The 22,349-nt window shown below is 41.4% G+C and carries 13 protein-coding genes; 2 read left to right on the top strand and 11 right to left on the bottom strand.

The window, feature by feature from the left end:
* Positions 1 to 22: 22 nt before the first annotated feature.
* Positions 23 to 5,113: an MBG domain-containing protein gene (locus AC570H_RS08520; RefSeq protein WP_497353681.1), complete on the bottom strand. Its 5,091-nt coding sequence runs from the start codon at positions 5,111 to 5,113 to the stop codon at positions 23 to 25.
* A gap of 756 nt (positions 5,114 to 5,869) precedes the next feature.
* Complete coding sequence (locus AC570H_RS08525) at positions 5,870 to 6,673, bottom strand: SDR family NAD(P)-dependent oxidoreductase (RefSeq protein WP_497353683.1); 804 nt, start codon at positions 6,671 to 6,673, stop codon at positions 5,870 to 5,872.
* A gap of 306 nt (positions 6,674 to 6,979) precedes the next feature.
* On the opposite strand from AC570H_RS08525, the gene AC570H_RS08530 reads away from it, so the two are divergent.
* On the top strand, positions 6,980 to 7,546 hold the full coding sequence (locus AC570H_RS08530; RefSeq protein ID WP_497353685.1) for a TetR/AcrR family transcriptional regulator: 567 nt from the start codon (positions 6,980 to 6,982) through the stop codon (positions 7,544 to 7,546).
* A gap of 174 nt (positions 7,547 to 7,720) precedes the next feature.
* On the opposite strand, the gene AC570H_RS08535 is transcribed toward AC570H_RS08530, so the two are convergent.
* The 7 genes from AC570H_RS08535 to mnmE form a co-directional block, all read right to left on the bottom strand.
* Complete coding sequence (locus tag AC570H_RS08535; protein ID WP_497353687.1) at positions 7,721 to 8,065, bottom strand: hypothetical protein; 345 nt, start codon at positions 8,063 to 8,065, stop codon at positions 7,721 to 7,723.
* A 117-nt stretch (positions 8,066 to 8,182) separates the two neighbouring features.
* Positions 8,183 to 8,872: a dihydrofolate reductase family protein gene (locus AC570H_RS08540; protein WP_497353689.1), complete on the bottom strand. Its 690-nt coding sequence runs from the start codon at positions 8,870 to 8,872 to the stop codon at positions 8,183 to 8,185.
* A 1,214-nt stretch (positions 8,873 to 10,086) separates the two neighbouring features.
* Positions 10,087 to 13,329 (bottom strand): DUF6443 domain-containing protein, encoded by a 3,243-nt coding sequence (locus tag AC570H_RS08545; RefSeq protein ID WP_497353691.1) that lies wholly within the window; start codon positions 13,327 to 13,329, stop codon positions 10,087 to 10,089.
* 585 nt (positions 13,330 to 13,914) lie between these two features.
* A complete protein-coding gene (locus AC570H_RS08550) occupies positions 13,915 to 14,265 on the bottom strand; it encodes a type II toxin-antitoxin system RnlB family antitoxin (protein ID WP_497353693.1) in 351 nt (116 codons plus the stop codon).
* A gap of 14 nt (positions 14,266 to 14,279) precedes the next feature.
* Positions 14,280 to 15,305, bottom strand: a complete 1,026-nt coding sequence (locus AC570H_RS08555) for a type II toxin-antitoxin system RnlA family toxin (RefSeq protein ID WP_497353695.1) — start codon at positions 15,303 to 15,305, stop codon at positions 14,280 to 14,282.
* Positions 15,306 to 15,391: 86 nt separating this feature from the next.
* Entirely contained in the window at positions 15,392 to 17,518 is a 2,127-nt protein-coding gene (locus tag AC570H_RS08560) for an AIPR family protein (RefSeq protein ID WP_497353697.1), read from the bottom strand.
* 316 nt (positions 17,519 to 17,834) lie between these two features.
* A complete protein-coding gene (mnmE, locus tag AC570H_RS08565; RefSeq protein ID WP_497353699.1) occupies positions 17,835 to 19,196 on the bottom strand; it encodes a tRNA uridine-5-carboxymethylaminomethyl(34) synthesis GTPase MnmE in 1,362 nt (453 codons plus the stop codon).
* Positions 19,197 to 19,522: 326 nt separating this feature from the next.
* On the opposite strand from mnmE, the gene AC570H_RS08570 reads away from it, so the two are divergent.
* Positions 19,523 to 20,647: an AI-2E family transporter gene (locus AC570H_RS08570; RefSeq protein WP_497353701.1), complete on the top strand. Its 1,125-nt coding sequence runs from the start codon at positions 19,523 to 19,525 to the stop codon at positions 20,645 to 20,647.
* Between the two features lie 220 nt (positions 20,648 to 20,867).
* On the opposite strand, the gene AC570H_RS08575 is transcribed toward AC570H_RS08570, so the two are convergent.
* Entirely contained in the window at positions 20,868 to 21,629 is a 762-nt protein-coding gene (locus AC570H_RS08575; protein ID WP_497353703.1) for a sulfite exporter TauE/SafE family protein, read from the bottom strand.
* A gap of 5 nt (positions 21,630 to 21,634) precedes the next feature.
* Positions 21,635 to 22,291, bottom strand: coding sequence for a hypothetical protein (locus AC570H_RS08580; RefSeq protein WP_497353705.1), 657 nt, complete (start codon positions 22,289 to 22,291; stop codon positions 21,635 to 21,637).
* Positions 22,292 to 22,349: the final 58 nt, after the last annotated feature.

A 22,349-nucleotide genomic window follows, 5' to 3' on the forward strand; every position in this document is an offset into this window, starting at 1 on the left:
TTAAGCTAATTTAGTTTTTCCCTTATTTGCTGTTGCGCAACACGGTGATGAATCCTTTTTTCTTCAGTTTTTCTGGTCCGAAATCCACGATGTAGAAGTAGGTACCTTCGTTGAGCGGCACCCCGTTTAGGGTAGCATCCCAGCTGTTGTCATAGCCTTTCTTGCTGTACAGCACACGGCCTGCCTTGTCGAAGATGAACACTTCGCTGTTCGGATACTTGTCGATGTTCTCTACGATCCATTTGTCATTCACCCCGTCGCCGTTTGGCGTCAGGATATTGGTGGCCTCTACCGCTTGGAAATCGTCCCTTACTTCAATTGTAATGCTCTTCACCTCGCTGCAGCCATTTGCATTGGTTGCCGTTACGGTATAGGTTGTGGTTACGCTTGGCCTAACCGTAGCCGCTGCCTGGTTACTGATGGTTCCGTTTCCTTCTTTCCAGCTATAGCTGCTGCCGCCAGTTGCGGTGAGTACTGCAATTTCGCCTTTGCTGATCGAAGTGCCTCTGCTCGAAACAATAGTAATCACCGGAAGGGCATTGACCGTTAAGGTACCGTTCTGATACTGCAGGGTGTAGTTGGCAGCAGTACCACCGGCAACAGCCAATACATAATTACCCACCGCCGAACCGGCATTGGCAGTTGTAGTAATTACTGGTAGGGTACTAAGCACAGTTGCCGTTTCGCCGTTTACAAAACCGGTGTAGCTGAGGTTATTTTCTGGGTTTGGCTGTCCGAAGCAGCGTTGCCTATCGTCTGCCCTGGCCGTTAAAAGGGCTTTGCCTACGGTTAGGGTTCCATTCACATAATTAGGCTGGTAGTTGGCCGAAGCATAACCGCCAGGCGTAACGGCATACGTGCCTGCATTGATGGCTCCCTGCGCCGTACCGCTATAAGTTAGCGTACCAGTTAAGCTGTTGGCTGCATTGTCTGCACCCACAAATCCATTGTAAGTTACCCCATTGCCTCCTGTAAAGGCCAGGCCGTTATAAGTTTTGGTGGCATTGCTAGCCGTAATGTCCAAAGCCTTTTTGTTGATGACCAAACTAGCTGGAACATAGGTCAAGGCATAGTTGCTGCCCAGTGTCAGGCTGTTTTGCCCAATGGCATAGCTTCCTGCATTTTCGCCAACTGTACGGCTCAACGAACCGCTAAAGCTGTCGCCGGCTACCAAGGCCGGACTAAAGGTATAGGTCAGGGCCGGATCGTTACTCCCATAAACCTTGCTTTTCGCTTCCGCCGTAACGGTTAGGGCTTTAACCCCCACTACAATATTTCCGGCCACATAGGTAATGGCATAATTGCCTGCCGCAAACGTACCGCCTACAGCCGCATCAGGCGTTACTTTGGCCGTATAAGTTCCAACAGCATCGTTGGCCGCCGCCCCGGTTCCGTAAGCGATGCTTACCGTGCCTATGGTTTCGCCGTTTTTCAGTCCGTTCGAGCTAAAGGCTACAGCACCGCTTGCATTTGCCAAGGTCTCGCCGTAGGTTTTATTCACGTTGTTTGCCGTAATGGTTAATGGCGCAGCGCTTACCGCACTGGCAATGGTTGCCTTGGCTACTTCAACAGCGCCTGTGCTGCTCAGCGTTACATTGCCGCTATAATTGCCTACGGCTGCTGTGTTTTTTAACCTGAGGTAAACCGGAGTGCTGGCAATTGTGCCTGCTGCGCCTACCGTTACCGTATTGCTAAAACTGCTGTTATCTGTACTTGCCTCAAAGCCAGTTGGTGGTGTCACCAATATGCCTGCGCTCATGTTTAGGCCAGAAACTGTAAACTGGGTTGAAGCTGAAGCGGTTCCATAAACCGTATTCAAGGCATTTAATGTACCCGTTGCCGTTATTGTTGGAACGGTGATTACAGTAAATGTATTCGTTGTACTGTATGCACTTGCATTTCCTGCCACATCGGTAGTCAATGCTTTTAGGCTGTGCGGACCATCCAGCAAGGCTGTGCCCAAGGCATAGGTCCAATTGCCACTTCCGTCAACCGCGATGTTGCTGCTTAGCGTGGCTCCATCCAGCTCCAGGGTAAGTGTTGAGCCTGCTTCTGCGGTTCCGCCGATGGCTGGAAGGCCGGTATTAACTGTTGCACCGTTTGCTACCGATGCTACGATTGGCGCTGGCGGCGGCGTAAGGTCTATCGTCCAGGTATAGCTTTCCGGACTGGTATCTGCATTGCCCGTGGCATCGATTGCCCTCACTTTGAAGGTGTGCGGACCCGGCGCCAATCCGGTATAGGTCAATGGACTGCTTGCTGCTACATAGGCACTTCCATCCAACTGGGCCTCGAAGGTACCCGGTTCGGTACCTGTAAAGGTAAATGTGGCCGTTGTTGCATTGGTCACGGCTGCCGGATGGCTAGCCATTACCGTATTTGGAGCGGTATTGTCAACCGTTACCGCAGTTGAGGCCGCACTTAGGGCTTTGTTGCCCGCTGCATCGGTAGCTGTTTGGGCAGCCACGCTAAAGGCAATGGTGCCATCACCGGTTATTCCATTAAGGATTACCGTTCTGGTTAAGCCTGTGCCACTTACCGTAGCAGTTCCGTTTGCCGTTCCGCTGGTGATGATGGCGATATCGGCATTGCTTAGGGAAATGGTACCATCAGTATAGGTTAAAGTATAGGTAACCGGACCATTCTTGGTCAGGGCTACCGAAGGCGCACTCAGGCTAAGGCCTGGTGCAGTTTGATCGATATCGTAAACCTGGCCATTGATAAAGCCTGTGTTTGTAGGATTGCCAGCTAGATCGGCTACGCCTGTACTGCCCGCTTTAAGGTCAAGGCGCAGGCTTCCGTCGCCACTAATCGAATTCACATTAACCGTATAAACGGTTGTACTTACCGGAGTAACGCTTCCTACCGTACCGGTGGCCGTACCTGTTTGGGTTAAGGCAAATGCGGCTGCACTTACACCGGTTACCGGTTCAGAGAAAGTTACGGTATAATTTAGGCTCGTTGCGTTGCTAGGTGTTGCGCCTGTGCGATTGATCGAGGCTACGCTCGGTACGATACCATCGATAGCGATGTTTGTATTTGCACCAAGCGAGCCTGCCGTTCCCGGAACAGGCAATACCAGTGAAACATTGTTTGCTGCCGCATCCTTGATGGTTCCGCCTGCCAAAGCCAATGCGCTTATAGAAGCATAGTCAAGGTCGGCAGTTTGGTTGCCGGCAGCCACTGCATATTGGAACACTAGCGAGGAAGTTCCAGAACCTGAGCTGTAAAGGGCATTGGCACCGGTATTGAGGGCCAGTTGCGGCGTACCGGTAACGGTTACCGGCATCTGAAAGTCCATTTTGATGTGAATGAGGCTCCCGATCTTATAGGTGCCGTCGGCTGTACTTGCAGTTACCCCAGTAACTCCCGATGGCTCGGTAATGGTATAATAGCGGATAAGGGCACAGCCATTGGCATCGATTACGGTTACGGTATAGTTACCTGCCAACAGACCTGAAGCCGTGGCGGCTGTACCGCCCCTTGGAGACCATAAATAGCTATAACCCGGTGAGCCGCCAGTTACGCTTACAGTGGCCGAACCATTGGCTGCACCAAAGGCGGTGGCATTTGTTTGGTTCTGTGTTGCGCTTAATGCCGTTGGTTCATTAATTACAAAGTTTTTGGTCAGGCTACAACCATTGGCATCGGTAATGCGCACCGAATAATTGCCTGCTGTAATACCTGTAGCCATTGACGCCGTTCCTCCAGATGGCGACCATACATAAGTATATGCACCTGTTCCACCGTTTACGAGTACACCAGCTGTACCATTTGCACCACCGTTGCAGAGTACATCGGTTTTAAAGCTACTGGCAGTTAGTGCAGCAGGCTGATTGATGGTAAAGTTTCTGGTTGTTTGGCAAAGGTTGGCATCCTTAATGGTTACCGTATAGTTGCCGGCCATTAAACCAGTAGCCGTAGCTGCCGTACCGCCACTTGGAGACCATAAATAAGTATAGGTACCTGTTCCACCGCTTACGCTTACCGAAGCGGTGCCAGTAGCCGAACCGTTGCACAATATATCGGTTTGTGCGGTAGTTACATTTAATGCATCAGGCTGCATAATGGTAAAGCTTTGGGTGGTTTGGCAAAGGTTGGCATCTTTAACCGTAACGGTATAGGTACCTGCGGCCAGGCCATTGGCTGTTGCTCCCGTACCGCCCGATGGCGCCCATACATAGGTATAGCCTCCGGTGCCTCCGGTTACGTTAACTGTAGCCATGCCGTTTGTGCCACCATTGCAGGTCACGTTGCTTTGCGAACCCGGCGTGGCCACCAGCGCGGCAGCGGGTTGGTTAATGGTAAAGTCGAGCGTTTTGACCATACCTACCCCATCGGTAACGGTAACGGTATGGGTTCCGGCAGGCAGGCCAGTTGCCGTAGCCCCGGTTTTTCCAGATGGAGACCATGAATAGCTGTAAGGCGCCGTGCCTCCCGTGGCATTAACCGTGGCCGAACCCGTGCTTGCGCCATAGCACAGCACATCGGTCTTTGCGCCCGAGCTTAAAGAAAAGGGCATCAGCACGGTATTGGAATCCTTTACCCAGGTAAATGCATCAAGGCCGCCATAGGTATAGGCACCGCCCAAAGTAAGCTGAAGTTCGTCGATAATAATGTTCGAGTAATTTTGCCCGTTCAGGTTGGTCAAGTCGATTAGTGTATAGCCATTTGTCGCGCCTAGGGAAGTGACAAAGCCCGTCGTCTTGGTTTGGGTAAACTTGGTCACTCCACTCAGTTTACCCGTTATGGTCAGCGTTCCAACTACGTTCAGGTTTAAGGCGTTATTAGACAGATATATCCAGAACCTGTTTACCTTAAATAGATTAGAGGTAGTTTTGATACTGAATGAGGGCGAACTGACAGTAGTGTTTGAATTGTCGATATACCTGTTGTCTGGCGCCGTTCCGTTCCAGCCCGTTCCCGGATAATTGGCCTGGACACGGAAAGTGTTCACATGCGAAACGATACTGAAAATCACGCCGTTGTCGGTAAAGCTCGTGCTCGTGTTGGATTCCGTTTCAAATTGCTCCGTACTTGTTTGTCCAAACAGCAAAGCGGGACAGAGAAAGAAGAAGGCAATCAATAAAATTAAGTAGCTTTTTTTGTTCATAAGAGCTGGTTTAAATGGATAAATAGGGATGCTTTGGCAAAAAACCAAATGGATAAATCGTTTAGGACTGGCAGCCATTAAAAGGGCTAAACCAATCCTGTTGGGGTAATTGTTGGGCATAGGCAATGCTAATTGGTTAATACATAAATTCGTTGAACCTCCACAGCTTCTATCGGGCATAGCTAAACAAAAAGTCCATATGCGCTTCTTTAGCGTAAATCTCTCGCCAAGTGCCTCCTATTGCAAATTTTAAGGCGGACAAAAAGCGGACAAAGAATCGCAAGGCTTCTACAAGACCCTAAAGCCCTGCAACTTACCGCAAATGATCAATTTATTAAGGATACCCTGCCGGCAGAGCAACAGGCTAAAACAAAGAAAAAATTCGTTTTAGTGAAAAGGAAACCTAGGTGCCTGCATTGGGCAGAGCCTTGCGGTTTTTGGTAAAGAGAGGATCGTAGATTTTCATCATGTAATGGCGTTAATAGTTGAACAATAGGGGGACGCAAGAAAGCCTTGCCTTTCAAAGTTACTTAAGATCAAAAAAAAGAAAGGTACAAATTTGGCTGTGCAACGAAAAAGTTATTGAATCTTACTTTCAGCGTTCCTAGACAGTTTTTACACCCTGGGGATGTGGTATATTTAGCCATTTATTGAAAAGCTTGGCTAAGTTGCAGTGACCGATTAAAATACAAAGCCTTCTTGTAAGGGAAGGCTTTGTATGAAGACGATAGGGCCACAAAAAATTGGTGTTGATCCTTATTGGCTTACTTGATATCTCGAAGCCGTTTTTTTTGTCTGGGTAGCCTTGAACAGGGCTAGCCTTGCCTCCTCATAAGCCTTATAACGTGTGTTGTCTTCAAGCGATGGCCAAGTAGCCTGCTCTTTCAGGTTCAGTCCGGCCAAAGAGGCGTCAACGCAGTTGTCTACGGTCATTACTGTTTCTGGGTCGAGGGCTGATATAGGAACTCCGCCTACCTCCCAAATCTCTGTTGCGGTACTGGCTGGTAGCACCAGCTGAATGGTAACGTTGGTATCTTTAAATTCTTGTTGCAAACCGTTTGTGAAATGTACCACAAAGGCTTTGGTTCCACTGTATATTGCACTGATGGGTAAGGTATGGTAGCCCAGCACAGATGCAATGTTGACCAATATCCCTTGATTACGTTCTTTAAATCCCTTTAATACGGCATTTGACAATACGGTTAGTGCAGTAATATTTACCTCGATCATTGCAACTTGCTTTTCGGCAGGCGTTTCGGTAAAGTTTCCCAATGTAGAAGTTCCCGCATTATTGATCAGCATCGTAATTTCCTCATCACTGGCGAGCTGGGTTGCGAGTGATTGCAAATCTGCTGCCGAACCCAGGTCTGCGGTGATATTGGTCACTTTTACCCCAAACCGATTGCGAAGCTTGCTGGCAAGTACTTCCAAGCGCTCAGCCCTACGGGCAACAAGCTTAAGGTCATAGCCGCTTTCGGCTAGTCTTTCCGCATATACTGCGCCGAGCCCTGATGATGCTCCCGTAACTACGGCAGTACCCATTTTTTTTCTTTCTTGCATGTGTTCTATTTTAATTTCAATTATTGTAATGGCTGGCAGCTGTCATTTGCCTAGCTGCAGCTTAGCCTATCTAAACCCGCTATTATGGCCTATCAAGCTTTAGTACCACAAATATATTTACTTACATATAAGTAAGTAAATATTAATAAGTATTTGTTGCCAATGTCCTCCAATCCTTACCTGGGTTTGACAATCAAAGTAGAGCATTACAATTTGCACAAGGTTTTCCTACCTCGGCTTACAAGTGAAAGGCTCCAGCTTGGTTACTTACTTGTAAGTAGGTATCTTTGCAGCTAATTTGTGATTATGGCAACTGGTGCAACGAAAGAAAAAATAGTAGAGTTGGGAAGAGCTTTTATTCAACATGGGGGCTACCATTCGTTTAACTATAAACAGATCGCTACGGAGTTGGAGATCAAAAATGCGGCGATCCATTATTATTACCCGGCAAAGGAAGACCTGGGACTTGCCGTGATCGATAAAGACAGGGAAGATTTTACCCAGATGATGAATCGGGTAGCAAACGAAGCCCCTATGAAAAAAATCGAAGCCTTCATCCAAAACTACAACAGCTATTTTGATGACCGTAACAAGATGTGCGTGATCGGTACATTTAGTTCGGCCTTTAATGAAATTCCGGAGAAAATACAAAACGGAGCAAAGGCCTATCTTGATTTTGTATTAGATTGGCTAGTGGATACATTTGAGACGGGCCGCAAATTGGGCCATTTTAAATTCAAGGGCGCTGCCGTGCAACTTGCAGGTTTTTGGGTGGCTACACTTACCGGTTCTTTACAAATTGGTCGAATTCTTGGGTCAGCATATTTCAGGCAATTGTTAGAAAACCTAAAAGAAACATTAAAACCCCGATAAAATTTCTTTTCCATTTCTGGTGATAGGTTTTTGGCGCCTTTCCCTATACTCCAATTTAGCCACCTATACCCCTAACCTGTTCTTGGCTAGATATTAATGCCATACAAGCTGGCGCTCAACATGGAGATGACGGTGCACAGCCCTTTCGCTATAAAAAGACACCAGCTTTGATTTTTAAAAATCAAACAACTGGCTGATGAATGGTTCCTTATCGTCGAGATTATAAAAGACCATGTGCAAAATGAACCAATAGGCCAAAAAGAGAAATAAGAGGAACACCAAACTCATGGCGAGCGTGATGAGGAAGGGATTTTTTATTTTTTTCAGGCAAAATACCACCAGCAAAAACAGCAATGCCATGATTACTCCCGCAGGCAATCCTATTTGGGTTAACACACTGAGGGTTGATTTGAGCTCAAATTTAACCGATAGCCGATCGCTGATGTACCAAACAGTCATCCCTACCGCAGTAAGGACAAACATGAGCAGACTAATGATTAGTTTTTGAGAATTTTTCATCTTCTTTTTTTGATTTCCTGTATTTTTTTTCGCGACGCCAAAGGCATCGTGTCGGCTCCCCTCCAGCAGGAAAGAAATGACCGGCACAATTTATCAACAATTAATCATTATCCTGCGTTAATTGGCAATAAGCTTTGAAAAAATATTTCCCCTAAGCGGGAAATATTTTATTCTTGGGTTCTTAGCCCAATTGCTCCCCTTTTTTGGGGCATTATTTACAGGACTACCAGCACCCTTAATTTCGGTGGTACCGTAATGAAGTGCAATGACACCGCTCGAAAAGGTTTTTGTTTCAATCAGTTCCAGCTTTGTGGTTTCTTTAATTCCTTTAAATACCGGAATCCCCTGGCCAAGTAAGATAGGGTTTACAAATAACCAGAATTCGTCTATCAGCCCTTCGCCCAAGAGGGAATGCGAGGCACGGGGACTTCCAAAAATCAAAATGTTGGCGCCTTTCTGGTTTTTTAGGCCATTGATGTTTGCGGCAAGCTGGTCGCTGATTACGGTGGTATTGTTCAGTTCTTTTTGGTTGAGGGTTTTCGACAGCACAATTTTTGGAATTTTATTGTACCAGGCTGCATGTTGTTTGTCGTGTTTTGATGCATTCGGATCGTCGCCAGCCGTAGGCCAATAGCTTTGCATCATTTCGTAGGTTACCCGCCCGTAAAGTGCCGCATCGGCATTGTCGGTCATGGTGCCTACAAAGTCAAACAACTCTTCGTCTACTTTAATCCAGTTCATTTCTCCATTGGGCCCGGCTACAAAACCGTCGAGCGAGGTGTGCATAAAAAAAATCAGGTTTCTCATTGTATTGCTGTTAAGGTTGTGGCTCTGCGGATCTTGCGCCCCATCCGTGCTGGGTAATGCTCTATTGTTTGGGTGCTTTGTGGAGCAGTCCTACAAAGCTAATCAATCGGCTAAGATTGCTAAGGGTTGTTCTATACAAAAAAGAGGGGCATTCGAGACATTAGCTGGAAAATACAGGGTTATTGAAAGAACTAACATCCACACAAGATGAAGATCTGCCGGTATTGACTCTTTCTAGAGCGGATGAAAGAAGTGCGCCGCATTCCTCTTCAAGCCCAGGACAGCAGCAGGAGGCTACACCATCCGTATTCTACAAGGGCAGGAATTTTAGATAGAGTAATAAAATGTGATTGATTTATAGTCATTTTGCTGTTATTTATTGTTAAAGAGTCCCTCAAGTTTAAGGAACAAGAGTTTTTTTTCTTTTAAGAAAGAAAACGGCTGTTAATATAATCTGCGCTAAATAGAAATAAAATGGAAATATATGTATTAAAAATTTCCATGTTGATCTTTCACTACTTTCAAAAAGGGCAAGATTTACTCCATAAGTAAATTCCATCCTAGTGGGCACCGCTGCTGTACGACCATAATAAAACATAATCCCAATTCCACAAACTGAGATAACCAATAACGATATTCTCGAAAGTTTTTCTGGAAGTAATGATGCAACAATTATCAATGATAAGATCAGGCAATTGCTCTGCCTGAACGTTAACCTATCCCGTACTATGGTAAAGAGTTGAAAAAATAGGATAGAAATAGCTATTCCAAGCAAAACCTTTCCCAAACTTTTCATAATGATCTTATTTTTAGACTAATTTGGCAAAATATTGATTACGACCTGTCTTTTTTGATATAGCAAAGAGTATAAGGCAGTAAAACCCTAATTGAAAAAAGAATACAATCCGTAAAACCTGTGTGTTGCTGAAGACTTTATAAAACGTATTAAAATAAAGCGTTTCAAGAGGGTTGAAAATAGTTGGCGAACTGTATTTAGGCTGGATCACACCCAAATTATATATTCCCACCAAACATATAATTAAAGCTATACACCAGGTTATTCTATTTTTAAACAACAGTGCTATTAGCAACATTGACAATATACCTATTTCATTCATGTAGGAAAACCACTTTTGCTTAAACATTAATATAGCTATGGCAACTATCATTAAAGAAATTAGACCTGCTAAAAAATATATCACTTTTTTCATAAGTTAGTTTTTATTATAATATCTTACTTTATCAGTAGAATCATAAACATCTGTTTCCAGTTTTTTTTCAGTTTGGATAGCGGGAACCACGAACCAACCGTTTTTGCTCCAAGTATAAACAGTACCATCATTAGATTTTCCTAGATATATAGCCGTGTGAATTGGTGTTTCTATCGTTCCGTCGATCATATTCCAACTTTTCTCATTAAAGCTTAAAACAGTCTTGCCAAAAGAATATTGACTTGTTTTTCCTGTTATCTCGGTATAATCTCTGCTAAGAAGGCTTGCAAAATCACTGTTTTCAGGTGCCCTACTTTCCGTAAAATTAGGTTTCTCATTGCTGGACACAGCTAAAGAACATTCATAACAGTTATAGTTTTTTGGTTGATATAGGCCGGCAAATAGTCCTCCACTTCCATATGAATCAGGATTTTTAGTCGCATGGCTTATTGTTGAGTTAATTGCTTTTACTCCAGCTATATCATCCGTCAAGGCTATTCTTCCATTGCCCATTGACTTATAGAGTTCAGTAGCTTTGGCTTGGCTAACGTTAAGATATTTTGCTAGGGTCTGCGCATTGTCACCTTTTTCTGCTACCACCTGAAGCTTATTGTTTATAACTTGTGGCTTCCAAACAGGTGCCATTCCATCGGGATCGATAAACCTTATTGGATTGTTAAACGCATAGTTGTAAGGTGAATACCTTCTCATTTTTTCAGCCAAGGGATCAATTACATTCCATCTTCCTATCAAAGGGTCATAAAACCGTGCACCATAATCGTACTGCTCCAGTTCTTCCTGTAGCTCCTTTCCGTTATAAAGATATTTGTTGTTGCCAAATAGGGCAGATTTTCTTTGTCCAAAGGCATAGTAATCATCTTCCTGTAGTTTTTGTAAGGCTCCTGTGGTTGGATGTTTATTAAATGTGTACCTCACGTTTCCAAGATGGTCTGTGAGGTTATATTCATAGCTATAACTTCCACTGCTGTTTCTTGCGATTCCTTCCTCCGTCTGAATAAAATCTATTGAGCCGTTTTTGTATTGAATGCCATTTACATAGTCTGATATAGCCCCAGTTGAGCCATTCGTCTTTCTCAGTTTTTGCCCTACGGCATTGTAAACATAAGATAGACTGATACCCGAACCTGTTACGGTAACAGGAAGATTTAATTGGTTGTAGCCCATCGTCACCGCTGTTCTTGCTGAGCCAACGGTCGCAGTGGTCGCATTGCCGTTGCCGTCATAGACATAGTTCCAAGTAGCAAAAGGCCCTCCTGTAATGTTGTATAATTGATTGCCTGTATAATTGTAAATACCCGTAGTTGCACCGTCCCTGCTCAGCGAGCTAATGTTTCCCATTGCATCGTAGCCTATTACCTCGCTCATATAAATACCAGTACTTGTTGCATTTGTCAGCCTGCTCAGCTTATCGTAAGCATATATGAATTTATTCCCGAAACTAGTACCCCATAACTGCGTGCTGATATTCCCGTTATATTGTGGATTGGCAGTCGTATCATAGCCCAGCCTGATATTTAGCTCGGGAGAAGTACTGCCGGTAAGCCATCCCCGCTCGTTGTTAGAGAATTTTGTCAATTGCAGAAAGGTAGCCCCATTGTCCGCACTGTGTAAACTCTTCTGCTTTAGCTGTCCAATTTCATTGTAATCAAGCCTGTAGAGTATAACCTCACCTTGGTTGTTTATGTTTTCCTTGGTGCTTACCTTGCGTCCTGCATGGTCATAAGTGTAAGAATTGGCTATAACAGTAGTTGCACCGTTGGCCGCATGCGTTCTTGTACTGGCCGTTAGTTCTCCCGCGAAATTGTAAACATTATCAACAATATCGATACCGCCCAAGTGGTTTTCACTTTTGGTCTGTACGATCCTACTCTTGTTGTCGTAATAATTAACGGTAAGTAACCCGTTGCCACTTCCTAATATACCAATCCTTGTTCCGGTAGCGAGACTTCTAGTCCGCCCATCTGCAACCTGAGGAGGAATGGGTTGGCCAAAGCTATTTCCGTAGAAATTGTAGTCGTCGTAATAGCTGATGTTAAGGTATTCGGCTATTGCGACAACAGGAAGAGTGAGATTCGTATAGCCTGTGCCAGTGCCGTTGCTGTTGGCATCGTCTCTGCTTTCCCAAAGTACAGATTGACCATCACTACTTGCTTGTAATGATGCTCGGTCAGATGAACTATTTGCAGTTCCAGTTATTATTGCTCTCCCGATTGCATCATACTTGATAAAGGACCATTTGCTATTAAATCGTTGGACACTGTCTTGAGTCATTACAATCTGGTCAAGCTTATTATATACCAGATGATCCCAGCCCTTTCCAGGGATTTTCTTTTCTACGACCCTTTTTCTGCCATCATGGTGATAGCCATAGATCAAATTCTTAAAAACAGCATCAGTCTCTGTAAAGGTTGTCAAAGAAACTGCAGGTGGGATTACATATCTCAGGTTTCCAATTTCATCATACACATAATAAGTGGACAAAGCTGTGCTTTCATTCTGCCAAATCCTCTTTAGAACTAGTCTTCCCTCCATGTCCTTGAACTCTTCTACAATACCGTCCTTTCCGCTTGTCCAGTTTTCGTCTTTACCTATCGTCTTAAATAGTGTGTTCGGCAGAAAACTTGAAGAAGCCGTTGCACCAGAGCCTGTTATCGTCCAGTCAAGTACTTCGTTAATGGAATTGAATTTGCTATCTGTTTTAATCGTGTGGCCCGAATTTGGTATACTGGCACTGTAAGGTTGCCAAGAAGCACCTTCTGCGCCCTGCTCCAAAACCCTGTTGAGCGGAGATGATTCAAAAACTGTTTTTTTGAAGGGATGTTGACTTCTTGCAACATTTGCATCCCAGCTTCCCGTACCGTAGAAACTTGTCTGGTTGGCTAATGCCAAATCCTTAAAGCTCCCATTATTGCTTACCTGTTCTGCGTAGGGAAGATATTTAACCGCTTCTCTCCCTAGCGCATCGTAGACCATAAACTGTACAATGTCTTTTCTGTTCGGAGTTGCTTTCCATTGAACAGTTTGAATTGGCCTTCCAAGACCGTCAAAATAGGTTACGCTACGGTTGGCAAAATCTACATCTAAAGTGGCTAATTGTGAAACATCGGTAACTCCGCTTGCTTTTACCGTTGTTTCCATTACATAATTTCTCGAATTGGTAGGGCTTTGGGCAAAAACCAAAATACCGATAACCTGAAATAAAAAGGTAGAGAAGAGCGTTTTCATTTTCATTATAATCTTAAAAAAGACTTTGTCTAATTTAGTTATTTTTTGTAAGAAATGAATACTTCTCAACCAAATGGCTTACAGAGAAAAGCCATGCTTTGAAATTAGCCTTATTCAGTCATAATAACATTTTCAATATGACTTTCTCTATACCTTCGACTAATCGATTAGGGTCTTGATATTGGAATCTCCTAAACTTTACGGAAGCTGTTTGCTAAAATAGAAATACTTCCGACCTCGATATCTTTAGCCCATTCTTTTTGCTCACATTAATTGTGATCTGAAAAATGTGATCAGTTAATTGTCCCTGCTATCACTGAGTTCTTCAACTGCATTTTTAATGGCAAATTGATATTGAGTTCAATTATAATTAGGTTGGCAACAATCACAAATGTCATTATTTAAGCATTTTTTTTTGCTTATCCAATACATTTAGTTTGTAAAATAGTTACTTCCCGATGCAGAATTTTTACAAAACCTATATATCACATTAATGTGATTTACCTCACAATTATAGGAGCATAGAGACAAAAACACTTTTATGAAGAACTTTTTATTCAATAAATGAATGACTAAAGAGAAGATTTAATCTAATAAAGATTTTTTAATCTTATTAATTTCATATTTGGATAGCCCACCATGATACAAAATATCAATGTGATCCTTTAAATATTTATTTGAAATATCGATAATTTCCTCAGGAACTGTTTCTATCAACTCAACATTCTTAAACTTAATGTAATCATTATTCGCAAATGATTGGAAAAATCGTCTTTTGTTATTACCATTTACAATAAGCATATCAAAAACAATCGTTCCTTGAAACTCATTTTTGATGAAATTTGAATTAACATCATTTATGAGTTCAGACAATAAAACATTTCCATTAGCTATTATATAGATAAAGCTATTGTCAAATTTTATTGCATCGTACATATTTGAACTGGTCGTCATTGTATTATTTCACTGTATGAACTTTCAATTAGATGAAGTGTTTCATTAATTGTTTCATCAGCAACATCAATATCATCAATTACTTTTGTTCCAATAATCGTACCATCTATATGAAATAAAGTATGCCGATTACCTTTATAATAAGCATAACAGTCTTCGATAGCCTTAATAATTTTAAGATTTTTAATTACATCTACGTGTTCTTGTCTAACTTTTCCAGCATCTATATATGGTGCAAGCGTTGGCCCTATAACTTCCACTCCATTATCCAAAAATAGTTTCTTGATATACCCTTCCAAGCCTTTTAAAGCAGGAAAAGTATATGATGAATACTCTAATAATTCTAAGCCACTTTTTCGTAAAATCAATGCTGGACTAATTATTACCTGTAAGGTATTACCTAAATAATCAAATGAACTAGGAATAATTTTTTTCAAATCATTTAGAACATCGTCAGCTTTCGATTTAGCTTTAAACTGTTCAAGTTGAATATCAATAACATCTTTATATGGGAGTAAATTCGTTAGTCCTTCAATTACGACATTTTTCAAAATGTTGCTGGTTCCTTGAACTGAAAATAGACCAGTATTAAATCTATTTATGAAAACTGTACCGCCTTCGTGCCACTCTAATTTATATTGTTTACCAAGTTTTAAATCCTTTTCGTGTGTTAATGATATATGATGACCTGAAACATATTCAAGCAAAGCTTCAAATTCATCATCTGTCATCTTACGAACAGTCAATATCTTATTGTCAACAGACGGAACTTCGCATTCCTTAATGACGTGATAAGCAATTTTCAAAGACAAATCTACATTCTTGCCTACAGTAGCATTTAAAGTTGTCGTTCCATCTTTGATAGGAAAAACACTTAACAAAGCCTGTTTCTCATTCGGCACGTCAATTGTATACTTAATCATATTACCCTTTTTCTCAGCTATAAATTTAGTGCCATCTGCAAATGAAACAATTGCATTATCTATTCCGCTTCTTAATAAGGATAAATCTTTAAATACCATTCAGTCAAAAATGTGGACAAAGATATAACATTTACACCCATTTTAACTAATACTTAATATTTTCCCCAAACGCACCCTCCTTTTAACTATTTTTTAACTTCAAAATCTTTTAAAGAAATACCGTTGGAGTTTTTCCAGATAACACGTCCATTTGATGAATAGCCATTAATTACATTTGCAGCCAAGGAAGAACTAGAAAATATGTAGTCCTCTGTAAAGGTATATTTACCTTTATCTAAAGCGACAATCTTTTTTTCAATCAACGAATTTCTCAATACAGTTTGACTGCCAGTTAGTGATGGAGAGTTATCTAAACTCATATCGCTTTTGGCAAGCACTTTAAAGCCCTTAATAGAAGGTTCGCCATAGGCAACTAAACTCTTATTCTTATTTATTAATACATACACATTATCACCATATGCCTCAACTTTATCTTTAATTGAACTTATGTCACTTAACTTAGACTCCCTATCAAGAGAATTAAAAATTATAATGGGTAATGGTGACTTATAAAATGTATTAAAGGCGAAGCTTCTATTTTCACTTTTAAATTTAATCTTACCAATTTTGTTAATCCGCTCAGTTAATTCAATCGCTTTAGGGTAGAGAGCCTCCAATAGATTTAAATTTTTATAATTTATTTCAATATTATTTTTTAAAGCTAGCTCCTTTACGAAGTAAAGAATGTATAAACTAGCATAAATGATATATGATTTTTCTTCATATATACTTTCATTAGTGAACAGTTCAGGTCTTTTTTTATTTTTTTTATCTTCAATAAATTCAAACAATTTGTAGGCAAGTAAAACTTTATCTGTATCTATATCTTCACTAAAAACTTTATCGTACTCTTCCGCAAAAATAGAGGCCTTTGAATTTTTTGCTTCATACGGACTATTATTATAAAAACTCATTAGCACCTGACCCACCTTTTCCGAATCTAAACGTGCATTTTTTGCCTCATCTGCAAACTGATTCTTCTTTCTTTCATAAAAATAACCCTTTAGCTTAAATTCTTGCTCCAGCTTTAATTGTACATAATCAATTGATTTTATATCCCTATTATTTACTGGGTTTTGACTATTAGTAAATTGGGCAATTTTACCGCTTAATTCCCTACTTTTAATTTCATAAATCCTGCACAACACAGTAGCAGTCTCTAGTTTGCTATAATTTTCTTTTAAGGCGTCATATAATGCGTGAATAGTTTGGCTGCCATTAACAACTTGTATGTCTTTTAATTCAATTAATGGCAAAGAAGGATTTAAGTTATAGATTAGCTCTTTGCAAGTGATTGTTATTCCATTATTATAATAGAAAAACTTGGAACTATCATCTGACAGCACAGTTCGCTTGATATTTTGGTTGATTCGAGGCCTTTGCTTCAAATAAACCCTTACGTTATCATCAAAAGCATCTTCACAAATTTCGCTATCTTTTAATCTTGAGAAGTCATCAAGATTTGCTTCCATTCTTAAATCCTCTTGATTTAAAACTATTCTAATGCAATCTAATACACCTAGATTTATTATTAATGCTCTCGTATCCCCACCAGATTGCTCAAATAAATCTTTTTTACTTACTTGAATTTTGGCGTTAATTATCTTTCTATGTTTGCCCGTAAGTTTGGCAACAATATCCTGAGCTAAAAAATACCTAAGCTCAATGTTACTATATGACTCTAACTGTTTTTGAAACCTTTGTTGTTCTCCACTTTCTAGAGGCAAAGAGCCATTTGAAACCAAATGAATCACAAAAACAGGATATTTTTCAGCAAATAGACCCCATATTTCCTGAACCTTTTCATACAAAAGTTGATTAATTGAGTTTTTAAACACAGCATCATTTTCTCCTTCAAATAAATGACTAAGAAAGCTGAGAATTTTATCTACTTCACCACTTGGAAAATTGGAAAGAGATTTTTCATATTTACCAACATGTTTAAAGTTAAATAAATGTATGACTGGATTTTTAACAGATTCATCAATATATATAGCATCAATTCCTCTATCATGACCTTTATATCCGTCTTGCTTTGATAAATAATGTGAATCAGTTATGCAACTTTGAATCTCATCTGTTTGAAGATTAAACAAATCCCCTAAAACCATAAAGTAAAAAGCTTCGCTAGGAGTTGAGGCATTAACATTATCCCTTATGTTTTCTATTGAAGTTGTGATTAAGGAATAATCTTGCCTAGTATATTTGCTCATTTATAAAAAGTATTAATTCTAAGTTCAATACTACTAAAATGAGAGTGAAACAACAAGTTAATAATGAATGAATGAATGAATTACGGTATTAGTTTCCTAAGAAGAAATATTTTAACCTAAACATTCTCAAATAACTGTTAAGTCTCAATACCTAAAGCCTTTGCAAGCAAAACTACCGTACTAATTGACGTATTAATGATACCTCTTTAAAAGCACGTTCCAAAGGAAAAGAATGAATTTCCCATGCTTAAAAATGATCCCTTATAAGCAGATTACTAAGGGATTAGAGAGAATATTATTACTGATTTTACAGTAGCTATTTTCCGATGCAAAACTTGTTAAAAATATTCTCCAGCAAATCATCAGTCGTTACAGTACCGGTAATTTCGCCCAGGTAATGGAGCGCCTGCTTGATGTCCATGGCCAAGAAATCGGAAGTAACCGGATTGTCGATATTTTGCAATACCCTTTGCAAAGCGGTTTCGGTATTTTTGAGCGCCTCTACATGGCGGATATTGCTGACCAAGGTTTCGCTGGTATTGATGTGGTGCAGGTTCACCTTGGCTAATAACTGCTGTTTTAATTCTTCGATGCCTTTGCCCTCTTTGGCTGCTAAAAATAAGACCTCCTGCTGTTCGAAAGCTTCACGCTGTTCGGGCGTAAACAGATCGGCCTTGTTCACGATGGCCAAATAAGGAATGGCCAGTTTGTTGAGATCACGCAGCTGTTCGGCCAGTTCATCGGGCGTTTGCAAAGCATCGGCCATGTAAATAATCAGCTTGGCCTGTTTCATGCGTTCTAAGGTGCGTTCTACGCCTTTGGCTTCGATGATATCAGCCGTATCGCGGATGCCCGCCGTATCGATGAAACGGAAAATCACCCCATTAATGTTCAGTTCATCTTCAATGGTATCGCGGGTGGTGCCGGCAATGTCTGATACAATGGCCCTTTCTTCGTTGAGCAAGGCATTGAGCAGGGTAGATTTGCCCACGTTTGGCCGGCCGGCAATTACAATAGGCACGCCGTTTTTGAGTACATTGCCCATTTCGAAAGAAGCAATCAAGCGATACAATACCTTGTTGATCTGCATAATCAGGTTGCGCAATTGCTCGCGGTTGGCAAACTCTACATCCTCTTCGGCAAAATCGAGTTCCAATTCGATCATTGAGGCAAAATGGATCAATTGCTCACGTAGGCCTTTCAGTTCGTTGGCAAAACCGCCACGCATCTGTTGCAGGGCCACATCGTGCGAAGCCTTGCTATCAGAAGCAATCAAATCGGCCACGGCCTCTGCCTGGCTCAAGTCAAAAGCGCCATTTAAAAATGCCCTTAAGGTAAATTCGCCAGGCTTGGCTGCCCTTGCCCCTTTTCTGATCAACAAATTTAGAATCTGCTGGATAATGTAATTAGAGCCATGGCAAGAAATCTCCACCACATTTTCTTTGGTGTAAGATTTGGGCGCGATGTACAAGCCCACCACCACCTCATCAATGATCGTTTCTCCATCGCTGATCAGCCCAAAATGCAAGGTATGCGTTGCCTGCTGGCTCAGGTCCTTTCCCTTAAAAACCTGATTGGTTAAATTAACGGCATCTGGACCCGATAAACGGATAACGCCAATGGCACCGCTTCCGGGAGGAGTAGACAAGGCAATAATGGTATCTGTAGTGTAGCTCATGTGCGAATGGGAAGAATTGCAAAGATAGCTAAATGAGTCCGCAGTTTGAAGTCTGTGGTTGGAGTAAAATGGAAGACGGGTTAGAAGTCGGGAGTCCGAAGTCGGAAGTCCGTGGTTGAGTTTAGAAGTCGGGAGTCCGAAGTCAGAAGTCGGAAGTTTGCCTCCATCCCTATTTTCTTCGCGGTAAACGAATGACCAATAAGCTAATCGACCAATGACTAATAAGCCAATCAACCGATGAACCAACAAGCTAATCAGCTAAGGCCGCAAACAAATTTGCTATATTCGTGTTACACTACAGGAAAAACATAAACTAAAAACTACTTATGAAGGAATTACCGCTAACCGTAAGGCGATCTATTGAACTATTGGGCATTATTTTGGTGGCTGCCATCCTGATTTTGGGCAGAGACATCATTATGCCGGTGATTATGGCATTTTTCATCAGCATTATGCTTTTACCGATCTACCGTTTTTTAAGGAAGCATAAATTCCCAGAATCGCTTTCCATTATCCTTCCTATTTTGTTTGTACTTGTTTTTATCGGAGGCATTGTATGGTTCTTTTCGGCACAGATCGGCATTTTGGCCGATGATTTTCCGCAGATCAAGCAAAACGTGGCCAAGCACCTGCAATCGCTCAAAGAGTGGATCAAAGACCTTACCGGCGTAGAAACCACCAAACAGGAAGCCTTTTTAAAGGAAAAAAGCGATGACCTCCTCTCTATGGGCGGACGTGCAGCCAGTGGCGCAGCCGTAACCCTAAGCGGCGTGTTTGTGTTTGTGGGGTTATTGCCTATTTATATCTACCTGATCCTTTTTTACAAAGATATTTTGCTTCGTTTTACCTTTATGTGGTTCAAAACCGACGACCATCCCAAAGTAAAAGAAGTGGTTTACGAAACTGAATCGATCATCAAAAGCTATTTGGTTGGTTTGCTGATCCAAATCACCTACATGACCATTTTATTGGGTGGCTTATTGATGTTGTTCGGCATTAAACATGCCTTGCTGATCGGCGTTATTTTTGCCATCTTGAACCTGATCCCTTATGTAGGCGCACTGATTGGCAACCTGATTGGCGTATTGCTTACCTTGACTTCTTCAACCGAGCTTTGGCCGGTACTGACCGTTTTAGGGGTAATTGCAGCGGTTCAATTTTTAGACAACAACATCCTGATGCCACGCATTGTGGGCTCTAAAGTAAAAATCAATGCCTTGTTCTCAATTTTGGGCGTGCTGATTGGCGGGGCCATAGCGGGAGTTTCCGGCATGTTCCTCTCCCTCCCTATTATTGCCGTGCTCAAAATCATTTTCGACCGTACGGAATCATTTAAACAATGGGGCGTGTTATTGGGCGATGAAAGGCCGAGCAAAAGTCCGATGAGCTTTCCTGGTTTTAGGAAAAAGAGGCCTGTAACTACCAAATCGGGGGTGATTGATAAGAAGTAGGTTTGAGTCCAAGGTTAGTCTGAAGTCCGGAGCACGAAGTGTATATAGAAGATGTAAGAGGGGAAATGGAAGATGGGTTAAAAGAAGTCCGTAGTTCCAAGTCTGAAGTCCGTAGCATATTATGGGAAATGTGAGATGGAATAGGAGTTGATGGCCTATAACCTGTTGTTACCTTTTCTAGAATGGATCGAATCAGTTAATGGCTAAGGAACTAAGGACTTTATTTTAAAAGTTCGAAAGCGAATTTTAAAATCGTACCGAAAACAACGATCAGGAAAAAGACCCTTACAAATTTATTGCCTTTGAGTAGCGCCAGCCTTGTGCCAAAAAATGCACCAGCAATATTAAAAACAGCCATGGGCAGGGCATACTGAAACAGTACATGTCCGGTAGAACTGAAATAGATAATGGCCGCAAGGTTAGTGGCGATATTGACCATTTTGGCGTGTGCGCTTGCCCCAATAAAATCGAAACCCAATACGGCGATAAACACCAAGATGAGGAAAGAGCCCGTTCCCGGACCAATCAATCCATCGTAAAAACCAATAACCAGTCCGAAAACCGCAGCCAGGCCAACCTGTTGCGCTACCGAATGGCTCTTGTGTTTTTGAATACCGAACTGTTTGTTGAAATAGGTATAAATGGCAACGCAGATCAGCACCACCAGAATAACGGGCTTGATCACTTGATTGTTGATCATGCTTACCGAATAGGCACCCAATAGGGCTGCCAAAAAGGCCATAGAAGCGCAAGCCAGCAAGACCTTAAAATTAAACTTTACCTGTTTGCTGTATTTATAAGCCGCAATACTGGTGCCGGCCAAGGAAGGGATTTTTGTAGTACCTAATAAAGTGGCAACCGGATAATGGGGTAAGATGAGCAAGATGGCAGGCGTTTGCAACAAGCCACCTCCACCTACTATGGCATCGATAAAACCAGCGGCAAAAGCAGCCAAACAGAGGAGCACTAATTCTTGAACCATTAGTTCTATTGTTTAATGACTAAATTATCCATTAGCCAACCCCCTTTTAAACATTTCTGAAAACCAATTTCACTTCCAACCTTTACCTCGATTGGGTATTTGTAAACCAGCTTGTCATTAATTTTCACAAACAATATCTTTCCCTCCTGAATAATTTCGTAATTATTAAAATCATCCTGTTTCAATTCAATTGGTGAAAGACTGTTATCAAATAATTCATAAGACCAAGAATAATATGTCCATCCTTTTGGCCATTCAAATTTAGACAGTCGCAAGCCTCTTCTTCCAAAATCTAATTGATATAAAGATTTGATTTTAACACCGTCAGCCTCTTGCATCCTACCCCATTGAAAATCAAAGTCTACATAATCAAATTCTCTTTCAAGCACCTTTACGTCAAACTTGATGGAAAAATCTTGGTCCGCCTTGAAATCGTTAATTGTTTTTTTGTACCAAAGACAACCATTATTTACGCGATTCGTATTAGCCTTACTAACAAATAGGTTGCCTTCCTCTAACTTAACTACAAATTCTTTATTGTTAACATATCTCCAATCATTAGTATCATCTTCAAAATCGTCTTTAAAGACAATCTTCTGTTGCGCTTTTGAAATTGAAATATTTAAAACAATTAGCCAAAAAGCCAGTATTGCTTTTTTCATAAGATTAATTTAGCACTTTCTATTATAGGTAATAACAAATGATTAATGAATCCGCTAG

The sequence above is a fragment of the Pedobacter sp. B4419 genome (genome assembly GCF_059693725.1).

Bases quoted from the DNA above. Each gene is read 5' to 3' on its own strand.
- AC570H_RS08520 (WP_497353681.1), bottom strand. From the start codon at position 5,113: ATGAACAAAAAAAGCTACTTAATTTTATTGATTGCCTTCTTCTTTCTC.
- AC570H_RS08525 (WP_497353683.1), bottom strand. From the start codon at position 6,673: ATGCAAGAAAGAAAAAAAATGGGTACTGCCGTAGTTACGGGAGCATCA.
- AC570H_RS08530 (WP_497353685.1), top strand. From the start codon at position 6,980: ATGGCAACTGGTGCAACGAAAGAAAAAATAGTAGAGTTGGGAAGAGCT.
- AC570H_RS08535 (WP_497353687.1), bottom strand. From the start codon at position 8,065: ATGAAAAATTCTCAAAAACTAATCATTAGTCTGCTCATGTTTGTCCTT.
- AC570H_RS08540 (WP_497353689.1), bottom strand. From the start codon at position 8,872: ATGAGAAACCTGATTTTTTTTATGCACACCTCGCTCGACGGTTTTGTA.
- AC570H_RS08545 (WP_497353691.1), bottom strand. From the start codon at position 13,329: ATGAAAACGCTCTTCTCTACCTTTTTATTTCAGGTTATCGGTATTTTG.
- AC570H_RS08550 (WP_497353693.1), bottom strand. From the start codon at position 14,265: ATGTACGATGCAATAAAATTTGACAATAGCTTTATCTATATAATAGCT.
- AC570H_RS08555 (WP_497353695.1), bottom strand. From the start codon at position 15,305: ATGGTATTTAAAGATTTATCCTTATTAAGAAGCGGAATAGATAATGCA.
- AC570H_RS08560 (WP_497353697.1), bottom strand. From the start codon at position 17,518: ATGAGCAAATATACTAGGCAAGATTATTCCTTAATCACAACTTCAATA.
- mnmE (WP_497353699.1), bottom strand. From the start codon at position 19,196: ATGAGCTACACTACAGATACCATTATTGCCTTGTCTACTCCTCCCGGA.
- AC570H_RS08570 (WP_497353701.1), top strand. From the start codon at position 19,523: ATGAAGGAATTACCGCTAACCGTAAGGCGATCTATTGAACTATTGGGC.
- AC570H_RS08575 (WP_497353703.1), bottom strand. From the start codon at position 21,629: ATGGTTCAAGAATTAGTGCTCCTCTGTTTGGCTGCTTTTGCCGCTGGT.
- AC570H_RS08580 (WP_497353705.1), bottom strand. From the start codon at position 22,291: ATGAAAAAAGCAATACTGGCTTTTTGGCTAATTGTTTTAAATATTTCA.